Below are 23,557 nucleotides of genomic sequence, written 5' to 3'. Positions count from 1 at the left end.
ACATAAAATTACTCTGGACACAGTTCAGTAACTTTCTAAAAATTGACGCGCTGATTATTTGCTCTAGACTGAAAGTTGTAACAAAAAATGTATTATTTAAGCCAAATTTCAGAGGGGTATGATCCATGAAAAAATTAGCGATTGCTTCAGCACTATTATCTGCTTTAGCTGTTACAGGCACAGCACATGCCTACCAAGCAGAAGTGGGCGCTTCAGCTGGCTATATCGACCCAGACAATGGCGGCTCTGGCAGCGAATTCGGCGTGAACGGTACATACTATTTCAACCCAGTACAAACACGCAATGCGCCGCTTGCAGAAGCAGCATTCCTTGACCGCGCCAGCAATGTCAGCGTACATGCCAATTTTGCTGACCGCGGTGATGTAGACGACAACACTTATGGCATTGGTGCAGAATATTATGTGCCAAATTCAGATTTTTACTTAAGCGGCGATGTGAGCCGAAACAACACTGAAGTCCGCGATTTTTTAGGAAATAAGCACGATTTCGATACCACGTACTATTCTGCTGAAGTCGGCTATCTTCCAGCGCCGGGCTTCTTAGTTGCTGCCGGTGTGAAAGGTTATGACAACGATAAGGATGACGGCGCAGATCCTACACTCCGCGCAAAATATGTCACAACCCTAAGTAATGGCAAGGACATCAATTTAGAAGCGGGCGCATCATTCGGCGATTTAGATGAGTTCAATCTGGCTGCAGATTACTTCATCGATAAAACCTTCAGTGTCGGTGCAGACTACTACAACAATGATTTAACAGATCGAAGTGAAGTCGGCATCAATGCGCGCAAATTCTTCAATCAGCAAGTGAGCCTAGAAGGCCGTGTAGGCTTTGGCGAAGCCGGCAGCAATGATTACAACTCATTTGGCCTAGCAGCGAAATACCGCTTCTAATTCAAATCTGCCTATCTAGCCAGATAGAAAAAACCGCTCGTCAGAGCGGTTTTTTTATGGACAGCATTTTTAAATTGCGATCATTACTGCTCTAAATGCAAAATGCGCAGCTGCAGGCTGGTCGCGCCATTAAAGGTGTTTTTGTCCAGCTCATAGACCAAACGCACCTGCCCGCGCATCGGGTCAAATTGATAACGGCCGGCGGCATTAAAGGCAATCGCATCCAGCACCTGCCCTGAAGGCAACGCAAGCCTCAGCTTGAGATGCTCTTCTTTCAGCCAGCGGTAATCCAATATTTTAAACAGGCCATCAAAAACCGGGGCTGGAAATTTCTGTCCCCACGGCGTCAGCTGCTGCAAAGTGTCCACCGTCGCGATTTGAAAAGCCTCATCCGGCAAATCGCCGTCCGTCCACAGCACCGCCTGAAACAGGCTGTCATCCTGCGCCGTCATCAGCTGTTCAAAGGCCGCTTTAAACGCTGCAAAATTTTCTTTCAGGATGGTTAAGCCTGCCGCTGCGGCATGACCGCCAAAATGGCTGACCAAATGCGGAGACTCTTCCGCAATCTGCTCGATGCTGTCACGAATATGAATGCCTTCAATCGAACGCGCTGAACCCTTGATGTGCTTGCCGTCTTCATCGGCAGCAAACACGATGGCTGGACGGTGGAACTGCTCTTTTAAGCGTCCTGCCACAATGCCGATCACGCCTTGATGCCAATGCGGTTCAAATAGAATTAAAGCAGATGGCAGGTTTTTTTCATCCAGCTGCAGCTGTTCCAACTCAGCCAAGGCTTCTTGCTTCATCTGTGTTTCAACCTGCCGGCGTTCCACATTCAGCTGATTCAGCTGCTGCGCCAACGGATAGGCCGCCTGCAGGTCGGGCGCAATCAGGCATTCAATGCCGATATCCATGGTTTCCATACGGCCTGCGGCATTGATCCGCGGCCCAAGAACAAAACCCAGATCCTGCGCTTTCAGCTCTGCAGGATCACGCCCCGCGATATCCAGCAAAGCACTGATGCCGGCACGGCATAAGCCTTGCTGAATGCGCTTCAGGCCCGCATCAATCAAAATCCGGTTGTTGTAATCTAAGCTGGCCACATCCGCATAGGTGCCCAGTGCCACCAAATCCAGATAATTCACAACTTTGGCAGACGGTTTGCCCTGTTTGGCGCGCAAGCTGGACAAGTTGGCCAGCACATAAAAGGCCACTCCCACACCCGCCAGCGCTTTACTTGCGAAATCACAGCCCAGCTGATTCGGATTCACCACGGCTTCCGCTGGCGGCGTTTCTTTAGTGGTGAGATGATGGTCAGTGATAATCACCTGCATGCCATGCACATGCGCCTGATCAACACCGGCATGGCTGGAAATGCCGTTATCAACGGTGATCAGCAGATCAGGGGCAAATGAGGCAAAAGCGAGGTCAGCTATGGCAGGCGTCAGGCCATAGCCGTATTTGAAGCGGTCAGGCACCAGATAATCGACCTGTGCGCCCATCTCGCGTAAAACTAAAACCATTAATGCGGTGCTGGTTGCGCCATCGGCATCATAATCGCCGACAATCACAATTTTTTTCTGCTGATCGATCGCCTGATCCATCAGCAGAATGGCGGCTGACAGCCCTTTCATTTCAGGCGCCAGCAAATGCTTCAGCTTCAGCTCCTGCTCAGACTCCACGCCGCGGCGCGCTAAAATCCGCGCAATAAACGGCGCGACGCCCTGAATTGATTCAGGGCGCGTCAATAATGGCCTTTGCTGTATTAAGGTCTTTGGCATTTACGGCATCAATCGCTGCAAAACCCACTGCCCTTCACGCTTTTCATAGCTCAAGCGGTCATGCAGGCGGTTTGGGCGGCCTTGCCAGAACTCATAATAATCCGGCTCTAAGCGGTATCCGCCCCAAAACTCAGGTTTGGCCAGCATATCTTTGCCTTCAACATTATCATGCAGATTTTGAAAACGCTGCTGCAGTTCTTCGCGGCTGGCAATCACACCGCTTTGCGGAGTGCTGATGTGCGCAGCAATCTGGCTGTCACGCGGCCGCTTATGGTAATAATCCGTCGATTCCTGTTCAGGGATTTTGACTACTCGGCCTGAAACGCGGATTTGACGCTCCTGCTCCTGCCAATAAAACAACAATTCTGCATACGGATTTTCCGCTAAATCATTGCCTTTTTGGCTGTCGTAATTGCTGTAAAAGTCATAGCCGGCTGCTGCTGCGCCGCGCAGCAGCACGGTACGTACATGCGGACGCCCTTGCGCATTCGCCGTTGCCAATGACATGGCATACGGTTCATGCAGCTGCGCTTCCAACGCATGGTTGAACCACAGCAGGAATTGCTCATGCGGATCAGCATTCACCTGATCTTCATGCAGTTCCCCTTTTTGGTAGCTCATGCGCAATTCGCTTAAATCTTTAATCATATCACTCATGACATTTCACCTTATGCCGCGTTTGCGCGCACAGCATCAGCCAAATGATTCGCCAATGCAGTCACTTCATCCAGCTGATCGCCCTCCACCATGACGCGGATCACCGGTTCTGTGCCGGACTTGCGGATTAATAGGCGGCCGCGGCCTTTTAATTGCTGTTCAGCTTTATCAAACTCCGCCGCCAATGCAGGCACTGAGTACGGATCAAACATTTGGCTCAAGCGCACATTTACCAGCACATTGGGCAGAAGCTGAAAACCGTCAGTCAATTCATGCAGCGCTTTTTGCTGCTCAACCATGACCGTCAGCACTTGCAGAGACGCAATAATGGCATCACCCGTGGTGCTCTTGTCTAAAGTTAAAATATGGCCAGAAGGCTCACCGCCGGTTACCCAGCCATGATCATCCAAGCCTTGCAGAACATAGCGGTCGCCCACTTTAGCGCGGACAAACGGCACTTGCGCTTTTTCCAGCGCAATTTCCAGCGCCATGTTGCTCATCACCGTGCCCACAATACCCGCAGGCTTGTGGCTGGCTTGCGTCGCCAAAATATACAGGATATGGTCACCCGTCACCTGCTCACCGTTTTTATCCACCATAATCACGCGGTCAGCATCGCCATCAAAGGCAATGCCTACATCTGCCTGATGCTTCAGTACGGCTTTCTGCAGATTTTCCGGGTGCGTTGAACCGCAGTCTTCATTGATGTTCAAGCCATCCGGCTCGTTATACAGCGCCACCACTTTTGCGCCCAGCTCACGGTACACCGATGGGCCAACGCTGTAGGCAGCGCCATTGGCGCAGTCCACGACAATTTTTAAATGCGACAGGTCTAAATGATAAGGGAAGGTCGATTTGCAGAATTCAATATAGCGGCCATTGGCATCTTTCACCCGCACACTTTTACCCAAGTTGGCCGTGTCATCAATGACCATGTCCTGCTCTAGCTCTTGGTTAATGGCATCCTGCAATTCATCCGGCAATTTTTTGCCTTCGCTTGAGAAAAATTTAATGCCGTTATCAAAGTACGGATTGTGCGATGCAGAAATCACAATGCCAAGGCTGGCATGCAGCGCCCGGGTCAAATGCGCAATGGCGGGTGTTGGCAAAGGGCCAAGCAAATGCACGTACACGCCGGCAGCATTCAAGCCCGCCTGCAGCGCAGCTTCTAAAATATAGCCGGAAAGGCGGGTATCTTTACCCAATACAACAATCGGTTTGCTTTTTTTGCTGGTGCGCTTTAATACTTTACCTGCGGCAAACCCCAGCTTTAATGCAAACTCAGGTGTAATCGGAAGTTCCCCAAACTTTCCGCGAATGCCATCCGTACCGAAATAACTCATCTTTTACTCACTTTCTTATTCACATGCGGTGATATTGATCAACCCATTCATACTGGATTCACTTTACACCAAAAACAAAAAAGCCGTCATAAAAATGACGGCTTTCCAGCGCTTTGATTACTAAAAATCAACCAACACGGTAGTTTGGCGCTTCTTTGGTAATGGTCACATCATGCACATGAGATTCTGACATGCCCGCTGCGGTAATTTTTACAAATTTCGCATTTTGACGCAGGTCATCCACAGTTGCAGAACCGGTGTAGCCCATAGACGAACGCAGACCGCCCATCATCTGGTGCACAATATTGCCCATCGGGCCTTTGTACGGCACACGGCCTTCAATGCCTTCAGGAACCAATTTCTCAGCGCCCGCTTTAGAGTCCTGGAAATAACGGTCAGCAGAACCTGTTGCACCCGCCATTGCGCCCAATGAACCCATGCCGCGGTAAGCTTTGTAGTAACGGCCTTGGAAGAATTCCACTTCACCCGGCGCTTCTTCAGTACCCGCCATCAGCGAGCCCACCATGATAGTGCTTGCGCCAGCGCCAATGGCTTTCGCCATATCGCCAGAGAAGCGGATGCCGCCGTCAGCAATCAATGGAATCTGTTCTTTCAATGCATTCGCAACGGAATCAATTGCAGAAATTTGCGGCATGCCGATGCCCGCAACAATACGCGTGGTGCAGATTGAACCAGGGCCGATACCGACTTTCACCGCATCTGCGCCAGCATCCAATAAAGCCAATGCTGCATCGCCTGTGGCGATATTGCCGCCAATCACTTGCACTTGCGGATAGTTGGCTTTTACCCAGCGTACACGCTCAATCACGCCAGCTGAATGGCCATGCGCCGTATCCACAACAATCGCATCTACGCCCGCTTCTACCAGCGCTTCAACGCGGCTTGGCGTTTCAGCGCCTGTGCCTACGGCTGCGCCAACGCGCAGGCGGCCCAAGTCATCTTTGCAACTGTTTGGGTACAACTCAGCTTTACGGAAATCAGTCACCGTAATTAAGCCTTTCAATTCGTTGTTTTCGCCCACCACCAATACTTTTTCAATACGGTGCTGCTGCAATAATGCTTGAATATTTTCTTTAGATTCATTTTCACGAACAGTCACAAGGCGGTCTTGCCCAGTCATGATATTGCTGACCGGCTGTTCTAAATTGGTCACAAAGCGTGTATCACGGCCTGTGACGATACCGACCACTTTGCCGTCTTTAACAACAGGCACGCCGCTAATGTTGTTGGCTTGAGTAATTGCAATCAAGTCACGAATTGTAGTTTCAGGCGTCACAGTAATTGGATCTTTCACCATGCCGGCTTCAAATTTTTTCACACGGCGCACTTCAGCGGCTTGCGCTGAAATATCCATGTTTTTGTGCAAAATACCAATACCGCCGTTTTGCGCCATCGCAATCGCCATACGTGACTCAGTCACAGTATCCATTGCTGCCGAAACCAGAGGAATATTCAGATTAATGCCGCGAGTCAGGCGTGTCTTTAGAGAGACATCTTTTGGGAGAACAGTTGAGTAGGCAGGGAGTAATAAGACATCATCGAAGGTTAGCGCTTCTTGAACGATGGTCAACATAACAGTCTCACTGGTAATTTCCGTGCGCCATTATAAACAAAAAAATGGCTTTTATTCATGCCTATTTCAGCCAAAGCGGCTTTTTTTTGTCAAAACTTCTGCTTTAAATCTTGTAAATGAACGCAACTGCTTATTTTTATATTGTTTTCAGCATTCAATTTTATTTCTTGCGGTCAAGGCAGAGCCGCAGCTCCGCCTGGCATCAACCTCAGCAAACCTGATCAAAATCGTCGTCATTGACCGGTTCAGGCGCCTCAATCTGCACAAAAGGAATCATATTATGCGCAACGCGCGCCTTATTGCACTGCGCGTCGGCAATTTGCACTTCTTTGCAAGATGAACTACGCGCTTCATACATGCCGCAGCTCACCTGCCGGCCAATTTCCCCTTCAAGCGCTATACAGCGCGGGGAAGGCTGATTGGTGCCCGCCATGCAGGAATACACTGCTGTGACCGGTTCCGTATAGTGTTCGGGCATATTCAGCCCTTCCGCCCAGTAAAATGAAACCCTGAAAAAAGCGCAGCAGGCGCCGCAACTTAAACACGCATCCTGTGTGGGAACTTGAGACAGCATTGTTATTAATTCTCGTCATCAAAAGTGATTTTTTGAAGCTGAATATTAAAAAATACTGCCCTGCCGCTCAATCTTTTTTTATCACTTCCTGCGTCTATTCTGGAAAAGTAAATACAGATTCATCCATTAAATCTGTGCCACATTCCAGTGTTTCAATCCAGTCCAAAAATTGATTGACCTGCTCCTTACCCACAAACGGCGTGCCATGCTGCGGCACAATCATTTCCACATCCATGGTGCGCACCATGTTGACCCATAAGCGGATGATTTTGTTGTTGCACATATAGCGCTGATGGAAGCCTTTCATTTTCGGGATATGCGCTGCAAAATTTTCTAAGGGTTTCGATGCATCTTCCACCATGGATGCGCCCATATCGCCCGAAAATAAAATTTTCGCGATAGGATCATAAAATTGGAAGTTGCCGACTGAATGCAGAAAATGCGCAGGCACCGCCACAATCTGGCTTTGGCCCAAAGTAATGATTTGACCATGATCCGGCAGCTCAACCAGGCGGTCCAGCCAGTTGCCTTTCATGCGGTCACTCATAAAGGCTGAGTTCAAATGCGGCAGGAAGCGTGCCCAAAGTTTCGAAGCCACGACTTTGGCATCGGTATAGACCAGCCAGCGCGGCATAGAGGTAATAATGTCCGGATCCTGATGCGAGGCCATCACATAATCGAGGTTGGTCAGGCGGGTATACTTGTTCAGCTCCATGGTCAGCGGCACATAGGTCAAATCACCGCCCGGATCCAGCACTGCAGCGCGCTCATTATCCAAGATCAGAAACTGATTGGCCTGTACGCCTTCACCTTTAACCAAGCTGGTAAAACTGATGCATTTGTGTGTGCCGTTATCGAATAACACCTGCGACGTAGTGCGGTCAAATGCCATACCTATTCCCCGAAATTCTGTTTTTCTTAAAAGACTTTTATTCCCGTACAACATATATGGAATTACACAAACTTACAATAAATTTAAGACCAATATCATTAGAAATATCAAATAATTGAGAACCATTTTGCATAAAAAAATCCCGATTTTTTAAGTCGGGATTCAAATCTATCAACGGCTGATCAGAAAAAATAATGCTGTACTAAGGCTGCAATACCAATAATCAGGAAGACCGCTGCACCAATTTTATGAATCAAAGCGATTGGCAATTTTTCCGCCAATTTATTGCCAACAAAAACGGCTGGCGCATTCACCAGCATAATGCCCAGTGTTGTCCCCAGCGTTACCCAGCCAATGCTGTCAAAGCGGGCCGCCAAGGCCACAGTTGCAACTTGAGTTTTATCGCCAATTTCGGCCAGAAAGAATAAAACAAAGGTTGCGCCGAATACGCCGTATTTTTGCCATTTGTTAATGCTTTCAGTTTCATCATCCAATTCGTCTGGAATCAGCATCCAGACCGCCATTGCAATAAAGCCCAGCGAGACTATCCACAGCAGGACTGTCGGACTCAAGACGGTTGTAATCCATTGGCCCAAAATAGCCGAGACGCCATGGTTGACCACGGTGGCAAAAAAAATCGCAATGAGGATCGGAACAGGCTTTCGGAAACGGGCCGCCAGCAGCAAAGCCAGCAATTGGGTTTTATCGCCCATTTCAGACAGGGCAACAACGGCTAAAGAAATCAGAAAAGCTGAAAGCATGATGTGTTTCTCTGGCTAGCAAACAAATACCGATGACTCACCGCTCCTGCTAGCCAAAAATCTGCAGAGTGGTAAATCAAAGGTCTTGCCAACAAAAGAAAGCTTTTAAGAAAAGCTCATTTGGTTCTTTGCTATGATGGCCATGTTCTGTTGAACAAATATGTTGACCATCACCTGTTTACTTTGCGTAAACAGCGGCTACTCCCCAATGAAGTACAGCCATTTTAATGGGCGAAGCGCAATAAAGCAAATTGATTTATAAAGATAGATAAAACAATCCGATCAAGACAATCTAAAAGCTATTCAGCGGGCTGCACCCGCTCAGCCGCTTCCTCATGTTCAAACCCGTATTGCGCAAAGCAATAAACCCTGCCGAAGCAGGGTTTATTTCACAATTCAGAATGATTCGAGGTTATCAGATTAACAATGAACGGATATCTTTTAATAATTTCGTCAGCTTATTGGTAAAGCGCGCAGCATCCGCACCATTAATCACACGGTGGTCATAAGACAATGACAATGGCAGCATTAATTTCGGATCGAAGCCTTCACCATTCCACACAGGCTGCATGGCTGCTGGTGAAATACCCAAAATTGCCACTTGCGGCCAGTTGACCAATGGGGTAAATGCCGTACCGCCAATTGCACCTAAGCTTGAAATCGTGAAGTTTGCGCCTTGCAGGTCTTTCGGCGAAAGCTTCTTATCACGCGCTTTCTGACCCAGCACACCCAATTCAACTGCAATTTCTTTAATCGATTTCTGGTCTGGATTACGCAGCACAGGAACGGTTAAACCATCTGGGGTTGCTACAGCGATACCCATATGGATTTCATTACGCAATAGTACAGACTTGCCGTCATCTGCCAAGTGGCCTGCAAAATCACGCTCTTCTTTCAGCAAATGTGCAACCGCTTTAATAATGAAAGCCATAATGGTCAGGCTGATGCCTTCTTTCTTAAAGTTGCCTTTAAGGTCATTACGCCAAGCTTCAAGCTCGGTAATATCCGCGGCATCAAACTGTGTGACTTGCGGAATAAAGTTGTTCAAAGACAGCTGCGGAATGGATACCTGCTGCAAGCGCGTCAAGGCTTTTTCTTCGACACCGCCAAACGCTGTGAAATCCGGAAGCTTTGGCAAGCCAGAAACTTGAGCAGCAGCCTGAGCGGCTGGAGCAGCCTGAGGCGCAGTTAAACGCGCTTTGACAAATGCTTTCAGGTCTTCTTTCATGACACGCGCATGCGGGCCAGACGCGCTCACTTCAGACAATACAACGCCTAATTCACGCGCCAGCTTGCGTACAGCAGGGCCTGCATAGACTTTCGCATTGGCGTCATTCTGCGCTTTCGTCAGCTTGTCTGCACCCTGTTCTGACACAGGAGCCGCAGCTGACTGTGCTGCTGGCGCAGGCTGCGCTTTAACTTCAGCTTTAGGCGCTGGAGCAGAAGCCGCCGCAGGTGCAGCAGCGGGTGCTGATGAGGATTCACCTTCAATCGTCACCAGAGCCACGCCTTCACTCACGTTTTGACCTAAGGCAACATGAATCGCCTTAATCACACCTGCTGCTGTACTTGGCACTTCAACAGTGGCTTTATCCGACTCTACCACCACAATACTTTGATCTTTTTCGACCGTATCGCCTACAGACACCAGAATCTCTGCAACCGCGGCTTTATCTACGCCTAAATCAGGCACAGCAATTTCAATCGCGCCTGTTTGCACTGGCGCAGCCTGAGCCGCAGCTGGCGCTTCTACAGGCGCAGGAGCTGCTGCTGAGATAGTTTCTGCTTTTGGCGCTTCTGCTGCCGGCGCTGTGCCTGCAGTTTTGACTTTGAGGATGACCACGCCTTCTTTCACGCTATCGCCAGCCTGAATTTCAATCGCTTCAATGGTTCCCGCCACAGGACTCGGCACTTCCACAGACGCTTTGTCGGATTCCAGCAGAACTAAACTGTCATCCACCTCAACTATGTCGCCTACTTTCACTAAAATTTCAGCAACTGTGGCTTTTTCCACGCCAATGTCCGGCACCTGCACGTCAACCACTTGCGAAGCCGCCGCAGATGCAGCTGGAGCCGCTTCCGCTTTTACTTCAACGGGTGCAGCAGGCTGCGCCGCCGCTTGAGGCGCTTCCGCAACAGCTGATGCTTCAGTTTGACCTTCTGCTTCCAACTCAATTAAAACCGCGCCTTCAGCAACATCATCACCCAGCTGAACCAAAATGCTTTTCACCACGCCTGCCGAAGTGCTTGGCACTTCAACAGAGGCTTTATCCGACTCAAGCAATACAATACTGTCATCAACACTGATGGCATCGCCCACTTTAACCAAAATTTCCGCAACAGTCGCTTTATCTACACCAATATCTGGAGTCGTAATTTGCATGATCAGTTCTCCTCTTTGTAGTCAGCAACTGCATGCAGTTCCGGATGCGCTTGCGGCAGCCACGCCACTGGGCGGTCTGTATCTAACTCAAAGCTGGAAATCGCATCTTTTACTAAACGCGCATCCACTTCGCCTTCATCTGCCAATTTTTTCAGCGTCGCCACCACAATGTGCGCAGCATCAACACCGAAATAACTGCGCAAATTCGCGCGCGTATCCGAACGGCCGTAACCATCTGTACCTAGGGCAACGAATGGACGGTTGTCTGGAAGATAAGCGCGGATCTGTTCACTGTATGCGCGCATATGATCTGTAGCCGATACCACAATTCCGCTGGTGCCGCGAAGCTGCTGTGAAATCCACGCTTCTTTTGCCGTTTCCGCCATTGGATGCAGGCGGTTGTATTCTTCGCACGCCATGCCGTCACGCGCCAATTCATTGAAGCTGGTTACGCTGAATACATTTGAGTGAATTTGATATTCATCACGCAGAATTTGCGCCGCTTTAATCACTTCACGCAGAATCACGCCTGAACCCATCAGCTGAACCGTGGCTTTTTCATCTTCCTGCAGTAAATACATACCGCGCTTGATGCCTTCTTCAGCGCCTTGCGGCATTTCAGGGTGTTCATAGTTTTCGTTCATGACCGTTAGGTAATAGAACACGCGCTCTTGATTGACATACATGCGCTGCAAGCCGTCATGCACAATGACCGCCAATTCATAACCGAAACATGGGTCATAAGACACGCAGTTTGGAATGGTATTGGCCAAAATGTGCGAATGACCGTCCTGATGCTGCAGGCCTTCACCGTTCAATGTGGTACGTCCCGCTGTAGCGCCCAATAGGAAGCCTTGCGCCTGCGCATCGCCCGCTGCCCATGCAATATCGCCGATACGCTGGAAGCCGAACATTGAGTAATACATGTACATCGGAATCATTGGCAGGTTATTGGTTGAATAACTGGTTGCCAGCGCCGCCCAAGCACTCATCGCGCCCGCTTCGTTAATGCCTTCCTGAAGCATGTGGCCGTCTTTGGCTTCACGGTAATGCATCAGCTGTTCTTGGTCTTCTGGGGTATATTTTTGACCATGCGCGGCATAAATACCCAGCTGACGGAACATGCCTTCTAAACCGAAAGTACGCGCTTCATCTGGAACGATCGGCACAACGCGGTCTTTAATGGCTTTCTCTTTCAATAATGCAGAGATTAAGCGCACCATTACCATGGTGGTTGACTGCTCTTTGCCGCCGCTGCCTTTCAATACTGCATCAAATACAGATAATTCAGGAATAGCGAGTTGTTCACTTTCTTTACGGCGGGCAGGCAAGTAACCGCCTAAAGCTTCACGGCGCGCTTTCATATATTTCAGTTCAGGCGAGTTTTCGCTTGGACGGTAGAAAGGCACTTCTTCTAACTGCTCATCGTTAAATGGCAAATTGAAACGGTCACGCACATATTTCAAAGATTCAAGCTGCATCTTTTTAATTTGATGGGTTTTATTGACTGCTTCAATTTCTTCAGACAGGCCGTAGCCTTTGACTGTTTTCGCCAAAATTACCGTCGGCTGGCCTTTGGCTGTGCATGCTTCCGCATAAGCCGCAAAAACTTTGTATGGGTCATGGCCGCCGCGGTTTAGATTATCAATATCTTCATCGCTTAAATCTTTGACCAGTTCCGCAGCTTCCGGATATTTGCCAAAGAATTTTTCACGCGTATATGCGCCGCCTTTCACTTGATAACGCTGGAAATCACCATCGACCGCTTCTTCCATCACAGCCTGAAGCGCGCCAGTCGTATCCTTCGCCAGCAATGGGTCCCAATGACGGCCCCAAACGACTTTAATCACACGCCAGCCTGCGCCGCGGAATAAAGACTCAAGTTCCTGAATGATTTTACCGTTGCCGCGCACTGGGCCATCCAGGCGCTGCAGGTTGCAGTTCACCACCCAAATCAAGTTGTCCAGTTTTTCACGGCCCGCCAGTGAAATTGCGCCCAAGCTTTCCGGCTCATCCATTTCACCATCGCCCAGATATGCCCAGACTTTACGGTCTTCTTCTTTGATCAAGCCGCGGTTCATCAGGTACTTTTGGATATGCGCCTGATAAATCGACATAATTGGCCCGAGACCCATTGATACGGTCGGGAACTGCCAGTAATCCGGCATCAAATATGGATGCGGGTAGCTTGGCAAGCCAATGCCGCCGACTTCACGACGGAAATTATTCAAATGCTCTTCGGTTAAACGGCCTTCAAGGAATGAACGCGCATAAATACCCGGCGCACAGTGGCCTTGGTAATAAATCATGTCGCCGCCGAAGCTGCTGCTGTTGGCGCGGAAGAAGTGGTTAAAGCCGACATCATATAAGGTTGCCGAAGATGCAAAGCTGGCCAAGTGGCCGCCTAAATCATCGCCGGTTTTATTGGCGCGAAGCACCATTGCCAAAGCATTCCAGCGGATCAGCGCGCGGATACGGCGCTCCATATCCTGATCACCGGGCATTGCCGGCTGTTCTTCAACTGAAATGGTATTGCGGTAAGGAGTATTTAGACGCTGAATAGGAACATGCTTAGCGATTGCGCGCTGATACAGTTTTTCCAGCAGAAAAGCCGCCCGCTCCGTTCCCATATGCTGTAAAACTGAATCGAATGCATCTTGCCATTCTTGGGTTTCCTGCGCATCTGTATCGCTGTAGAAAGCCATATTTCACCTATCCTGTGAGCCTAATTTTATACTTCTATATGTATCATATTTTCATCCAGCTCAGTTATGGCTGCAAATGAATACGGCAATCGACCAATATTTAGGAAATAAATAGACATTGACCATAACTTACACAAATTATCAAAATAGAGCCAATAAAGTGCAAATATTAACCGAATCCTATTCTATAAAGTGATAGTGTCAAAAGTGTAGTGATGAAATGTAAAAGGCCACTGTTCGAGTCTGAAACTCCAACAATGGCCTTTTAAAGTAAAACAGTTTTTTAGGTTTTATAATGCTGTGCGCTTCTGAATCATGAATGCAGCAGCTTATTAAGGCAGCATGGCCAAATAAGTCGATGGATTTTTACGCTGGCCATCTTTTACAACTTCGTAGTGCAAATGCGGGCCTGTACAACGGCCTGTACAGCCAACATTGGCAATTTGCTCGCCCGCTTCAACGCGGTCACCCACACGCGCAATGAGGCGTGAAGCATGTGCATAACGGGTTAAATAGCCATTGCCGTGGTTAATTTCGACATATTGGCCATAGCCTGTACCCCAGCCTGATTTCGTGACAATGCCTGGGCCAGTCGCGTAAATCGGCGTACCGCTCGGCGCTGACATGTCTAGACCGGAATGGTTTTCTGCACGGCCGCCCATGGTACGGCCGCCAAAGTCTGAACTGACCCGCTTCAAATCCGGAAGCGGATGCGCAACCAGCCAAGAATAGGGATTATTTGAAGATGCAGAATAGGATTTTGAACTGCTTGAACCGTATTTTTTCGCAATTGAGGCATTATTCAATTCAATGCTCTTTTCGCGCAGCTTCACGTTCAATTTTGTTTCAGCGGGAATATCCATATCGCTGGATTCAGAATAAGCACCTTGAGCCAAAGTGCGGGTTAACTGCTCAATACGGTCTGTTGAACCGTCCTGCGTTACCTCAACCAAGTCCGCGAATGCAACTGATGCTGCTGACGCGGCGAATGAAAATGCCAATAAAATACGGCGCAAATGCATAAAAAACCTCATTAAAACTGTTCTTAATCGAATTCCTTGAGTGATCTCTTCCTTGATATCTACTGAAAGAAGCGCATAAGATTAGGACATAAACATGAAGGAAATATGAATGTCTGAACCCCTGAACGTCTTTCAACAAACAAGAAAACACATAAAAACAGGAAACTTTTCGTTTCTCTCATCGCAAGTCGCCGCATGGCAGAAACTGACGAAACTCGTGCAACCTTTATTGCCCCAGCCGGAGCAATGGCAAGTCGTTTGTTATCAAAATGGTGTGCTGATGCTGACTGGTGAAAATCAAGCGCTGGTGAGCCAGCTGGCCTATCTTCAAAAGCAATACATTGCTCAGCTTTCACAAATACATGAATTGAAAGAATTAAACAAGATCCAAGTGCGTTTAAGACATCCATCTCAAACGGCGCTGGCTCCTGAAAAACCGCCCAAATCACTTAGCCCAGAAACACAGGATATGCTGCGCAATGCTGCTGACTTTGTGAGCGACCCTAAGCTTAGCCAAGCTATGCTGCGTTTGGCAAGCAATAAAAAGTAACCGGCTCAGGATCGAGCACGGCCTTTGAAATTATTATGTGACCTGCTTTGCATTTTATTTTGTTATATTATAACGCAACATTTAAAAGACAAGGACTTATGTCACACTGACATAAGAAATTGGGCAAAGATTGATGTCATCAAATGTTACAATTTCGTAGCTGCTTGGATCACTTTTGACATTGCGCAGCAGCTGATTATTTAAAGCATGGCCTGACTTATAGGCATCATATTTAGCGATAATTTGATGGCCCAGCAAATATAAATCACCCACGGCATCTAATATTTTGTGACGAACAAACTCATCCGCAAAGCGCAAGCCTTCTTCATTCACCACACCGGTATCATCTAATCCGACCGCGTTGTCCAAGCTTGCACCCAGCGCTAAATTATTCGACTTCAAGTAATCCAGATCTTTCATAAAGCCAAAAGTACGCGCTTCACTCACTTCATAGACAAAAGTTTCAGTCGAGAAATCAATGGATGCTGACTGGTCTTCTTTCTTAAATGCAGGATGATCAAAATCAATAGTGAAATTCAGCTGAAAGCCTTCATGCGGACTGAAGACTGCTTTTTTATCATCAATAAAGGCCCCGACAGGCTTTAATATTTTAATGAATTTTTTTGGCGCTTCCTGCTCAGCCAAACCGCCCTGCATCAGCAAATAGATAAATGGCCCGGCACTGCCATCCATAATCGGCACTTCCGACGCAGACACTTCAATAATGAGGTTATCAATGCCCAAGCCTGCAATCGCGCTCATGATGTGTTCAATCGTGCCGACTTTGGCATTTTCCTGAACCAAATTTGAACACATGAATGCTTCCTGAATCAGCATGGCATCCGCAGGAATCTCAATTTGAGGCTCCAAATCGATACGGCGAAACACGATTCCCCCGTCTGCATGATGCGGCACAAAGTTAATCATAACTTTTTGCCCACTATGTAGACCAATTCCGCTCGCTTTCACGACGCGCTGCAGGGTACGCTGTTTCAACATGCTTTTCATTCATCGGTAGATCAAACCGCTATACGTTAGCATATTTAGCCATTGATAAAAAACAAAAAAGGCAGCGTTGCTGCTGCCTTTTTATTTTTTTAACTTAAAAATCAACGAACTGTTAATCACTTACGCTGCTGATTTTTTAAATAATCCTGAATGCTCATTGGCGTTGGACGCGGGCTGGACACTGCAGGAGCCGACTGTATTGGCATGCCATTCGTTCCATCCGCCTGCTGACGCTGAATTGCAGGAACATCATCTTCATCAGCCGCACTCTGCACCGCAGACTGCTGGCGGACTGCCTGTACGTTCGGGCGCTTCACAGGTTCCGCAGAATCTGCAGAGTTGCGGGTTAAGCCTGTCGCAATAACCGTCACACTGATTTCATCACGCGCATCCGGATCAAACACTGTGCCGTAGAACACTTGACCTTCATCCAAATCGACAATCTGGTTCACGACATCGGTAATTTCTTCGATTTCACCGAAAGTGACATCATCGCCGCCTGTCACGTTAATCAGGATGCCTTTCGCATTCATGATCGTCACGTTATCCAGCAATGGGCTGCGGATCGCTTGTTCAGCGGCTTGGCGCGCACGGTTTTCACCGCGGCCGCTGCCCGCGCCCATCATCGCATAGCCGCGCGTGCTCATTGCCGTTTTCAAATCGGCAAAGTCAAGGTTGATATGGCCGGGACGAACCACCAAATCAAAAATACTGCGCACCGCATTCAATAAAACATCATCCGCTTTTTTATAAGCATCTTTCATTGAAATGTCGCGGAAAACTTTCAGCAAACGCTGGTTGGGAATGATAATCAGCGAGTCCACATGCTGCTCTAAAGCTTCAATGCCTTTCTCTGCAGACTGCTGACGGCGCTTGCCTTCAAAGTTGAACGGCGTAGTGACCACACCAACGGTCAAAATGCCCATTTCTTTGGCAATTTCGGCAACCACTGGCGCTGCGCCTGTGCCTGTGCCGCCGCCCATGCCGGCAGTCACAAATACCATGTCTGTGCCTTCCAAGTGCTGACGGATCAGCTCACGGCTTTCTTCAGCCGCCGCCTGACCGACTTGCGGGTTTGCGCCGGCACCCAAACCGCGCGTGCCTTGCTCGCCCAGCTGGATTTTAAATTGCGCATTCATGCGGTCCAGCGCTTGCTTGTCTGTATTTGCACAGACAAATTTTACACCCTGAATATCTGATTCCAGCATATGCTGCACAGCGTTTCCGCCTGCACCGCCTACACCGAAGACAGTGAAACGGGCTTGACCAATGCTGTCGCTTTGATCGTCTTCTAAAAATTCAAATGAGGCCATGACCTGTAAAATTCCTAATCTTAATCGGCAGTCACATCAGCCCGTATACTGCCTTGATCTTAATAAAATTGTTTTTAGAATGCGGTTCCAGCCTGAGCTTGTCAAGTTCAAGCGATATTCCGTACAACTTCCCAACAATATTCCCAAAAATTTCCACCTAAAAGATGGATTTCAATGTTTCATTCAAGCCTGACCAGGCGCGCTTGACCCGCTGCGCCATTGACAGCGGCTCAGAATCATCCTGCTCTACAATGGTATCTTGCGTATCACTCTGGCTGAACATCAGCAAACCCGCCGCCGTTGCATATTGCGAACGGCGCAGCGCAGCCTGATTCTGGTCTTCCGCGTGCACCTGCACCGGCGGATTGCCCAAATGCGCAGACACACCCAGCGCTTTCCGCGCAAAGCTCACCATGCCTTCAATTTGCCCTGCATCGCCCGTCAGCACAACACCATGGTATAAACCATGTATCGCACCATTACGCTCCAGCACGTCACGCACCAAGCCCAGGATTTCATCGTAGCGGGCAATAATGATTTCTGTCAGCTCAATGCGGCTGATCGTTTGAGGACCATCAATGCCTTGAAACTGAATCATATGATCTGGCTTAACCACTTTCAGGTCGACACAGCCATACAGCAGCTTAATGCGTTCGGCTTCTTCTGTCGTGGTTTGCAGCACCGCTGCGATATCACGGGTGACATGCTCACCGCCGCGCTGCAAAGTATGCGTCATCGCCAAGCGGCCATCTAAATATACCGCAACATTCGTGGTGCCTGCACCGATATCCAGCAAGCAGACGCCATATTCGCGCTCATCTTTCAGCAGGCTGGCTTCCGCTGTCGCCAAACTGGAAATTACCATGCGCTCAACGCCAATATTGGCGCCTTTCAATGCGCGGTCCAGGTTCTGCATGGTGCTGATCGGCAGCATCATCAAATGATAGTGCCCTGTCATGCTGTGCGCTGACATGCGGATCGGATTCAATACCCATTCCGGCGCATCATCCAGTTCAAAACCCAGCGGCACAGCGCTGACCAGGTAATGATCTGATGTTAAATGGCTGGCTTTGGCCAGCTCTAATGCACGCACCACTTCATTGGTTGTTATCGTATGGTCCGTATTTTCTACAGGCGTGCGCCCAGAGGCATAAAAACTTTTCAACTCAGCGCTAGGAATGGAAATCCAGGCAGAATGCACACGGCACTCCGCCATATCTTCCGCTTCCTGCACTGCATTTTTAATTGCGGTAATAACCTTATCGAGACTGACAATTTTGCCTTTATTCATGCCTCGGTTACGAGCGGTCGCCATGCCAATCACCTGGATATTATCCGGCGCATGAACTTTACCAATCAAAACTGAAACTTTATGTGTCCCAATGTCAATCGCAACAACCGAGGGAACAGCTTCATTCATTATTTACTACTACCATTCACATGTGTGTTTAATTTATGGCGCGAAGCCTCTGCGTATACGTATAAGCCAAACATTATGGCTTTACGGCTATTCCGTCCGCAATGCCTGTGTCATTAATCGTTACAACAAAGCGGCCATTTGCTATTTTCGGCGGCGCAGCGTTTTTCCACTGAATTGCCAAACCGTTGCGATAGCGCAAGTCGATTGCTGAGATATTAGACCATACCGGCTTTAAATCTGCAGTTGCCAGATGACTCAAGCGTTGAAGCTTACTCATGGTTTGATCCTGATCGACAATAATGCGCAGGCCAGAATCAAACTGCATAAACCAAGTCATGCGTTCTGTTAAATATAATTCTTTTAATCGAATGCCGACTGGAAGGAATAACTGGTTAATTTCATTGTAGCGGCGCATCATCATTTTTGAATGCGTCACCGGCCCATGCAGCAGCGGCAAATTCTGATAATTCCGCGGCGTCACTTCAGTGAACACATCGCCGCTGTCGCTCAGCAGCCGCCCTGTTCCCCAACGCGCGATTGCATTGCGCGGCATCACGCGCACACGAATGGCATTTGGCCAGGCGCGGGATACAACAACACGATCTATCCAGGACATCTCCAAGGCGCGATCGCGTATGGTTTTCAAATCTGAGGTGAAATAATTTTCCGTCATCATCGGCGCAACATGCGTCAGCACCTGCCTGCGCTCTGCATCAGAGCGGGCGCCCACCACATCCAGCGATGCGACTTGCGCATCTGTCATCACTTTGTACAGCCCGAAAATCCCTGCCGCCAGCACGGCTGCCGCCACCAGCATCAAAAGCCAGCCGCCCGCATTCGCAAGCTTCTCTTTACGGGTCGGAGGCTTGTCGTGAATCGAGGTGACTGCAGCCCGCTTGCGGCGCATTGATGCAGGGAGTTGAGCCATGTCTTAGTGAACCGCACCATTCAGTGTCTGCTCTAAAATAGCCACACACAATTGATCAAAATCCAAACCTACAGCTTTGGCCGCTTTCGGCACTAAAGAATGGCTGGTCATGCCCGGCACGGTGTTGACTTCCAGCAGCCAGAAATTGCCATTTTCATCCTGCATGGCGTCAATTCGGCCCCAGCCGCTGGCGCCGACTGCCTGGAATGCGCGCAGGCATAAAGCCTGCAGGCGCTTTTCTTCATCTTCAGTCAAACCGCATGGAATACCGTACTGCACGTCATTGCGGTTGTATTTTGCTTCATAGTCATAGAATGCCACATCTTTCGGCGGTTCTAAACGGATCACCGGCAATGCCTGGCCGTTCAGAATTACAATGGTAAATTCACGGCCCGTGATCCATTTTTCAGCCATCACCACAGCATCGTGCACTGCCGCTTTCGCAATGGCTTCGGCAAAATCTTCAATTTTTTCAACTTTGCTCATGCCGATGCTTGAGCCTTCATGCACAGGCTTGATGATGAACGGCAGGCCAATGCTGCCGACAATTTCGTTTAAATCTGAATCTTTGCTGACAATGCGGTACGGCGCAGTCGGCAATTCTGAACCTTGCCAGACTTGCTTGGTTTTCACCTTATCCATGCCGATTGCAGAGCCTTGAACACCCGTGCCCGTATACGGAATATTCAGCCACTCCAGCACGCCTTGAATTTGACCGTCTTCACCGCCGCGGCCATGCAGCACAATGAATGCGCGGTCATAGCCGACCAGTTCCGTCACACTGCGCTCTTGCGGGTCAAAGCCTTCCGCGTCAACCCCCGAGCGGACCAATGCCTCAAGTACTGCTGTACCGCTATCTAGAGAAACCCCACGCTCAGCGGATTTACCACCAAGCAACACGGCAACTTTGCCGAACTTTGAAGCATTTGACACGTTTATATCCTTAAACTTTAAACTGGTCGATCAAATCAAAAATCACATCCAAACGGGATGCTTATTTTAAATATAGGCTGTTTTGAGCCAGCTCGATAGAGATAGCTCCCACATTACCTGCGCCCTGCGTTAATAACAAGTCACCCGGCTGCAGCACTTTTTTCATCACATTCTGAAGATTGCCTTCTACCGGGTCTATCAGAGTCGGCTCAACTTCGCCGCGCAGGCGGATGCTGCGCGCCAGCGCACGGCTGTCAGCGCCAACTATCGGCTTCTCACCTGCAGAATAAACTTCCAGCAGCAGCAATTGATCAACTTGTGACAATACATCAACAAAATCATCAAAACAGTCGCGGGTCCGGCTGAAACGGTGCGGCTGGAAAAGCATCACCAGACGGCGCTCAGGATGGCTGGCGCGGGCCGCTTTAATGGTCGCTTCCACTTCTTTCGGATGGTGGCCATAGTCATCTACCAGCTTCACATCACCATCTTCAAGCGCAAATTGACCTTGCACCTGAAAACGGCGCCCTACACCGCTGAAGCCTTCTAAAGCGCGTGAAATCGCGGCATCTGAAACCCCTTCATCCGTTGCAATGCCAATCGCCGCCAGTGAGTTCAGAATGTTGTGCGCGCCCGGCATATTGATGGTGACACGCAATGGCTCGCGGTCTTTGCGCAATACAGTAAAGTGTGACTGCATGCCCTCATGTTCAACATCCACTGCGCGGATATCATTATCTTCATTGAAACCGTAAGTCAGCAGCGGACGGCCAATGCGCGGCATGATTTCACGGATATTGGCGTCATCACCGCAAACCACAGCCAAGCCATAGAACGGAAGCTTTTGCAGGAACTGCACAAAAGTATCTTTTAGAACATCGAAACTGCCGCCATAGGTATCCATATGGTCCGCATCGATATTGGTCACAATCGCAGCCATGGGCTGCAGATGCAGGAACGAGGCATCTGACTCATCAGCTTCCGCAACAATAAAGCGGCTTGCACCCAAGGCAGCATTGACGCCTGTACGGTTCAGCAAACCGCCAATCACATAGGTGGGATCAAGATTTTCTTCCGCCAGCATGCATGTTACAAGGCTGGTCGTTGTGGTTTTGCCGTGTGTGCCGGCCACTGCAATCCCATGGCGGTAGCGCATCAATTCGCCCAGCATTTCTGCACGGCGCACAACAGGCACGCGGGTTTCAATGGCGGCTTTGATTTCAGGGTTTTCTGGATCAATGGCAGTCGACACCACCAAAACGCTGGCGCCTTGAATATTTTCAGCCGCATGTCCGATATAGACCTGAATGCCGTTTTCTTCCAGCTGAGCAGTCGTTTTTGATGCCTTGATGTCTGAACCCGATACTTTATAGCCTTGGTTCTTCAAGACTTCTGCAATACCGCACATGCCAGCGCCGCCAATCCCCACAAAATGAATGTGTTTGATGCGGCGCATTTCTGGCACTTTAATTAACTTTTTCGCTTGCTCAGCAGGAGTTGAAGGAGACATAAATTACTCGGTTTACAATTCTTGAATTAAACGAACCACATGCTGTGCTGCATCTGGCTGTGCCTGCCGGCGCGCTTTCACCGCCATTTCCTGTAACAGCTGGCGGTTCATCAGCGGCTGCAGCAGCGCTGTTAAGCTTTCTGGCGTCATTTCCGCTTGCGGGCAAATTTTCGCAGCATGAATATCCGCCAGGAATTTGGCATTTGCAGTCTGGTGATCATCCACTGCGCTAGGCAATGGAACAAAAACCGCTGCCAGGCCTGCAGTCGCAATTTCCGTGACGGTCAGCGCGCCTGCACGGCAAATAATTAAATCAGCATCAGAATAGGCTTGCGCCATATCTTCAATAAATGGCGCAACTTCCGCTTTCAGCGTATCCGGCGCATCAGCATAGCGCGCTTGAGTGGCTTCCGCATTGTTTTGACCGCATTGATGAAAGACATTCAGCGGCACATTCAGCTGTTTCAAGGCTTCTGGAACACACTCATTCAATGCGCGCGCGCCTAAGGAACCGCCAACAATTAAAACCCGCAGCGGCTGGCCCGCTTTTTCACGCTCTTGATAGCGCCAAGACGGGTTTAAAATTTCGGTAATTTCTTTACGCACAGGGTTGCCCGTAGTGACCACTTTCTGCTGTGCAGGAAAAGTATGCGGAAAGGCTTCACAGACTATTTTTGCAATCCGCGACAGCTGCGTATTGGTAAAACCTGCAATCGCATTCTGTTCATGAATCAGCACTGGAATGCCTAAAGCGCGGGCAGCCAGGCCGCCAGGGCCTGCGACATAGCCGCCAAAGCCGGCAACAGCATCAACGTTCAGCTGCTTCATATAGCGCATGGCGCTAAGCGTAGCTTTTAAAATTTTAAAAGGCGCCAATATTTTGCGCACCATGCCATTGCCGCGCACGCCTTGAATATCAATTTGATAAATTGGAATATTATGATTTTTAAGCAGGCGATTTTCCATGCCTGTTGGCGTTGCGAGCCAAGAAACTTCACAGCCTTGTTGTTGCAACTCTTTGGCAACAGCGAGCGCTGGAAAGACGTGACCACCGGTTCCGGCAGCCATCATCATGACATGTTTCGGCTTTACTTGCGTTACTTCGGTCACTGTCTAATTCTTCAATTCTAAAAAGAGGCTAAGGATATTCGATTTTAAGCAAACAATTGTAATCACAAACGCATGACCGCGAAAGGTAATTTACTTTTTTTCAACAGGCGTATGATTGTTTTTTTCTACTATTTTAAAAGTTTAAACTAGTTTTATTAT

At 49.0% G+C, this 23,557-nt stretch carries 19 protein-coding genes and 1 riboswitch; of the genes, 2 read left to right on the top strand and 17 right to left on the bottom strand.

The features are described from left to right. Window positions 1–125 precede the first annotated feature (125 nt). The gene (locus JZ784_RS09905) at window positions 126–914 is read left to right on the top strand and encodes a putative porin (RefSeq protein WP_005006756.1); all 789 of its coding nucleotides are present in this window, start codon (window positions 126–128) and stop codon (window positions 912–914) included. Window positions 915–997: 83 nt separating this feature from the next. On the opposite strand, the gene recJ is transcribed toward JZ784_RS09905, so the two are convergent. The 10 genes from recJ to JZ784_RS09855 form a co-directional block, all read right to left on the bottom strand. After that, a complete protein-coding gene (gene recJ / locus JZ784_RS09900; protein WP_346314762.1) occupies window positions 998–2,695 on the bottom strand; it encodes a single-stranded-DNA-specific exonuclease RecJ in 1,698 nt (565 codons plus the stop codon). Further along, window positions 2,696–3,352 carry a pyridoxamine 5'-phosphate oxidase gene (pdxH, locus tag JZ784_RS09895; protein ID WP_346314761.1) on the bottom strand — a complete coding sequence of 219 codons (657 nt, stop codon included), beginning with the start codon at window positions 3,350–3,352 and terminating at the stop codon, window positions 2,696–2,698. Between the two features lie 11 nt (window positions 3,353–3,363). Next, window positions 3,364–4,695: a phosphoglucosamine mutase gene (glmM, locus tag JZ784_RS09890; RefSeq protein ID WP_346314760.1), complete on the bottom strand. Its 1,332-nt coding sequence runs from the start codon at window positions 4,693–4,695 to the stop codon at window positions 3,364–3,366. 127 nt (window positions 4,696–4,822) lie between these two features. Beyond that, a complete protein-coding gene (gene guaB, locus JZ784_RS09885) occupies window positions 4,823–6,289 on the bottom strand; it encodes an IMP dehydrogenase (protein ID WP_005006750.1) in 1,467 nt (488 codons plus the stop codon). Window positions 6,290–6,497: 208 nt separating this feature from the next. Next, window positions 6,498–6,863 (bottom strand): YkgJ family cysteine cluster protein, encoded by a 366-nt coding sequence (locus JZ784_RS09880; RefSeq protein WP_346314759.1) that lies wholly within the window; start codon window positions 6,861–6,863, stop codon window positions 6,498–6,500. Window positions 6,864–6,957: 94 nt separating this feature from the next. Next, window positions 6,958–7,755 (bottom strand): MBL fold metallo-hydrolase, encoded by a 798-nt coding sequence (locus JZ784_RS09875; protein ID WP_005006745.1) that lies wholly within the window; start codon window positions 7,753–7,755, stop codon window positions 6,958–6,960. Between the two features lie 182 nt (window positions 7,756–7,937). After that, entirely contained in the window at window positions 7,938–8,516 is a 579-nt protein-coding gene (locus JZ784_RS09870; protein ID WP_219190318.1) for a TMEM165/GDT1 family protein, read from the bottom strand. 75 nt (window positions 8,517–8,591) lie between these two features. Beyond that, a riboswitch (yybP-ykoY riboswitch) is annotated at window positions 8,592–8,735 on the bottom strand. A gap of 196 nt (window positions 8,736–8,931) precedes the next feature. Then, window positions 8,932–10,899 carry a 2-oxo acid dehydrogenase subunit E2 gene (locus JZ784_RS09865; RefSeq protein WP_346314758.1) on the bottom strand — a complete coding sequence of 656 codons (1,968 nt, stop codon included), beginning with the start codon at window positions 10,897–10,899 and terminating at the stop codon, window positions 8,932–8,934. Between the two features lie 2 nt (window positions 10,900–10,901). Next, a complete protein-coding gene (aceE, locus tag JZ784_RS09860; protein ID WP_130144361.1) occupies window positions 10,902–13,604 on the bottom strand; it encodes a pyruvate dehydrogenase (acetyl-transferring), homodimeric type in 2,703 nt (900 codons plus the stop codon). 332 nt (window positions 13,605–13,936) lie between these two features. Continuing rightward, window positions 13,937–14,626 carry a M23 family metallopeptidase gene (locus JZ784_RS09855; RefSeq protein WP_005006737.1) on the bottom strand — a complete coding sequence of 230 codons (690 nt, stop codon included), beginning with the start codon at window positions 14,624–14,626 and terminating at the stop codon, window positions 13,937–13,939. 109 nt (window positions 14,627–14,735) lie between these two features. Between JZ784_RS09855 and JZ784_RS09850 the strand changes: the two genes are divergently transcribed. Continuing rightward, complete coding sequence (locus JZ784_RS09850; protein ID WP_219190321.1) at window positions 14,736–15,176, top strand: DciA family protein; 441 nt, start codon at window positions 14,736–14,738, stop codon at window positions 15,174–15,176. A gap of 96 nt (window positions 15,177–15,272) precedes the next feature. On the opposite strand, the gene lpxC is transcribed toward JZ784_RS09850, so the two are convergent. From lpxC to murG, 7 genes are all read right to left on the bottom strand, one after another. Then, window positions 15,273–16,175: a UDP-3-O-acyl-N-acetylglucosamine deacetylase gene (gene lpxC, locus JZ784_RS09845; protein ID WP_346314757.1), complete on the bottom strand. Its 903-nt coding sequence runs from the start codon at window positions 16,173–16,175 to the stop codon at window positions 15,273–15,275. Between the two features lie 125 nt (window positions 16,176–16,300). After that, the gene (gene ftsZ / locus JZ784_RS09840; protein WP_346314756.1) at window positions 16,301–17,497 is read right to left on the bottom strand and encodes a cell division protein FtsZ; all 1,197 of its coding nucleotides are present in this window, start codon (window positions 17,495–17,497) and stop codon (window positions 16,301–16,303) included. A gap of 157 nt (window positions 17,498–17,654) precedes the next feature. Then, window positions 17,655–18,917 carry a cell division protein FtsA gene (gene ftsA / locus JZ784_RS09835; protein WP_005006731.1) on the bottom strand — a complete coding sequence of 421 codons (1,263 nt, stop codon included), beginning with the start codon at window positions 18,915–18,917 and terminating at the stop codon, window positions 17,655–17,657. Window positions 18,918–18,990: 73 nt separating this feature from the next. After that, a complete protein-coding gene (locus JZ784_RS09830) occupies window positions 18,991–19,845 on the bottom strand; it encodes a cell division protein FtsQ/DivIB (protein WP_346314755.1) in 855 nt (284 codons plus the stop codon). Window positions 19,846–19,848: 3 nt separating this feature from the next. Then, the gene (locus JZ784_RS09825) at window positions 19,849–20,778 is read right to left on the bottom strand and encodes a D-alanine--D-alanine ligase (RefSeq protein ID WP_005006723.1); all 930 of its coding nucleotides are present in this window, start codon (window positions 20,776–20,778) and stop codon (window positions 19,849–19,851) included. A gap of 61 nt (window positions 20,779–20,839) precedes the next feature. After that, the gene (gene murC / locus JZ784_RS09820) at window positions 20,840–22,288 is read right to left on the bottom strand and encodes a UDP-N-acetylmuramate--L-alanine ligase (RefSeq protein WP_346314754.1); all 1,449 of its coding nucleotides are present in this window, start codon (window positions 22,286–22,288) and stop codon (window positions 20,840–20,842) included. Between the two features lie 12 nt (window positions 22,289–22,300). Then, window positions 22,301–23,398 carry an undecaprenyldiphospho-muramoylpentapeptide beta-N-acetylglucosaminyltransferase gene (gene murG / locus JZ784_RS09815; protein ID WP_346314753.1) on the bottom strand — a complete coding sequence of 366 codons (1,098 nt, stop codon included), beginning with the start codon at window positions 23,396–23,398 and terminating at the stop codon, window positions 22,301–22,303. Window positions 23,399–23,557 lie beyond the last annotated feature (159 nt).

Origin of the sequence: Acinetobacter sp. CWB-B33, assembly GCF_039655955.1 — a bacterium.
Classification (GTDB): Bacteria; Pseudomonadota; Gammaproteobacteria; order Pseudomonadales; family Moraxellaceae; genus Acinetobacter; species Acinetobacter bouvetii.
The sequence above is the reverse complement of the archived record's forward strand: the minus strand, read 5'-3'. Positions and strand labels throughout refer to the sequence as shown.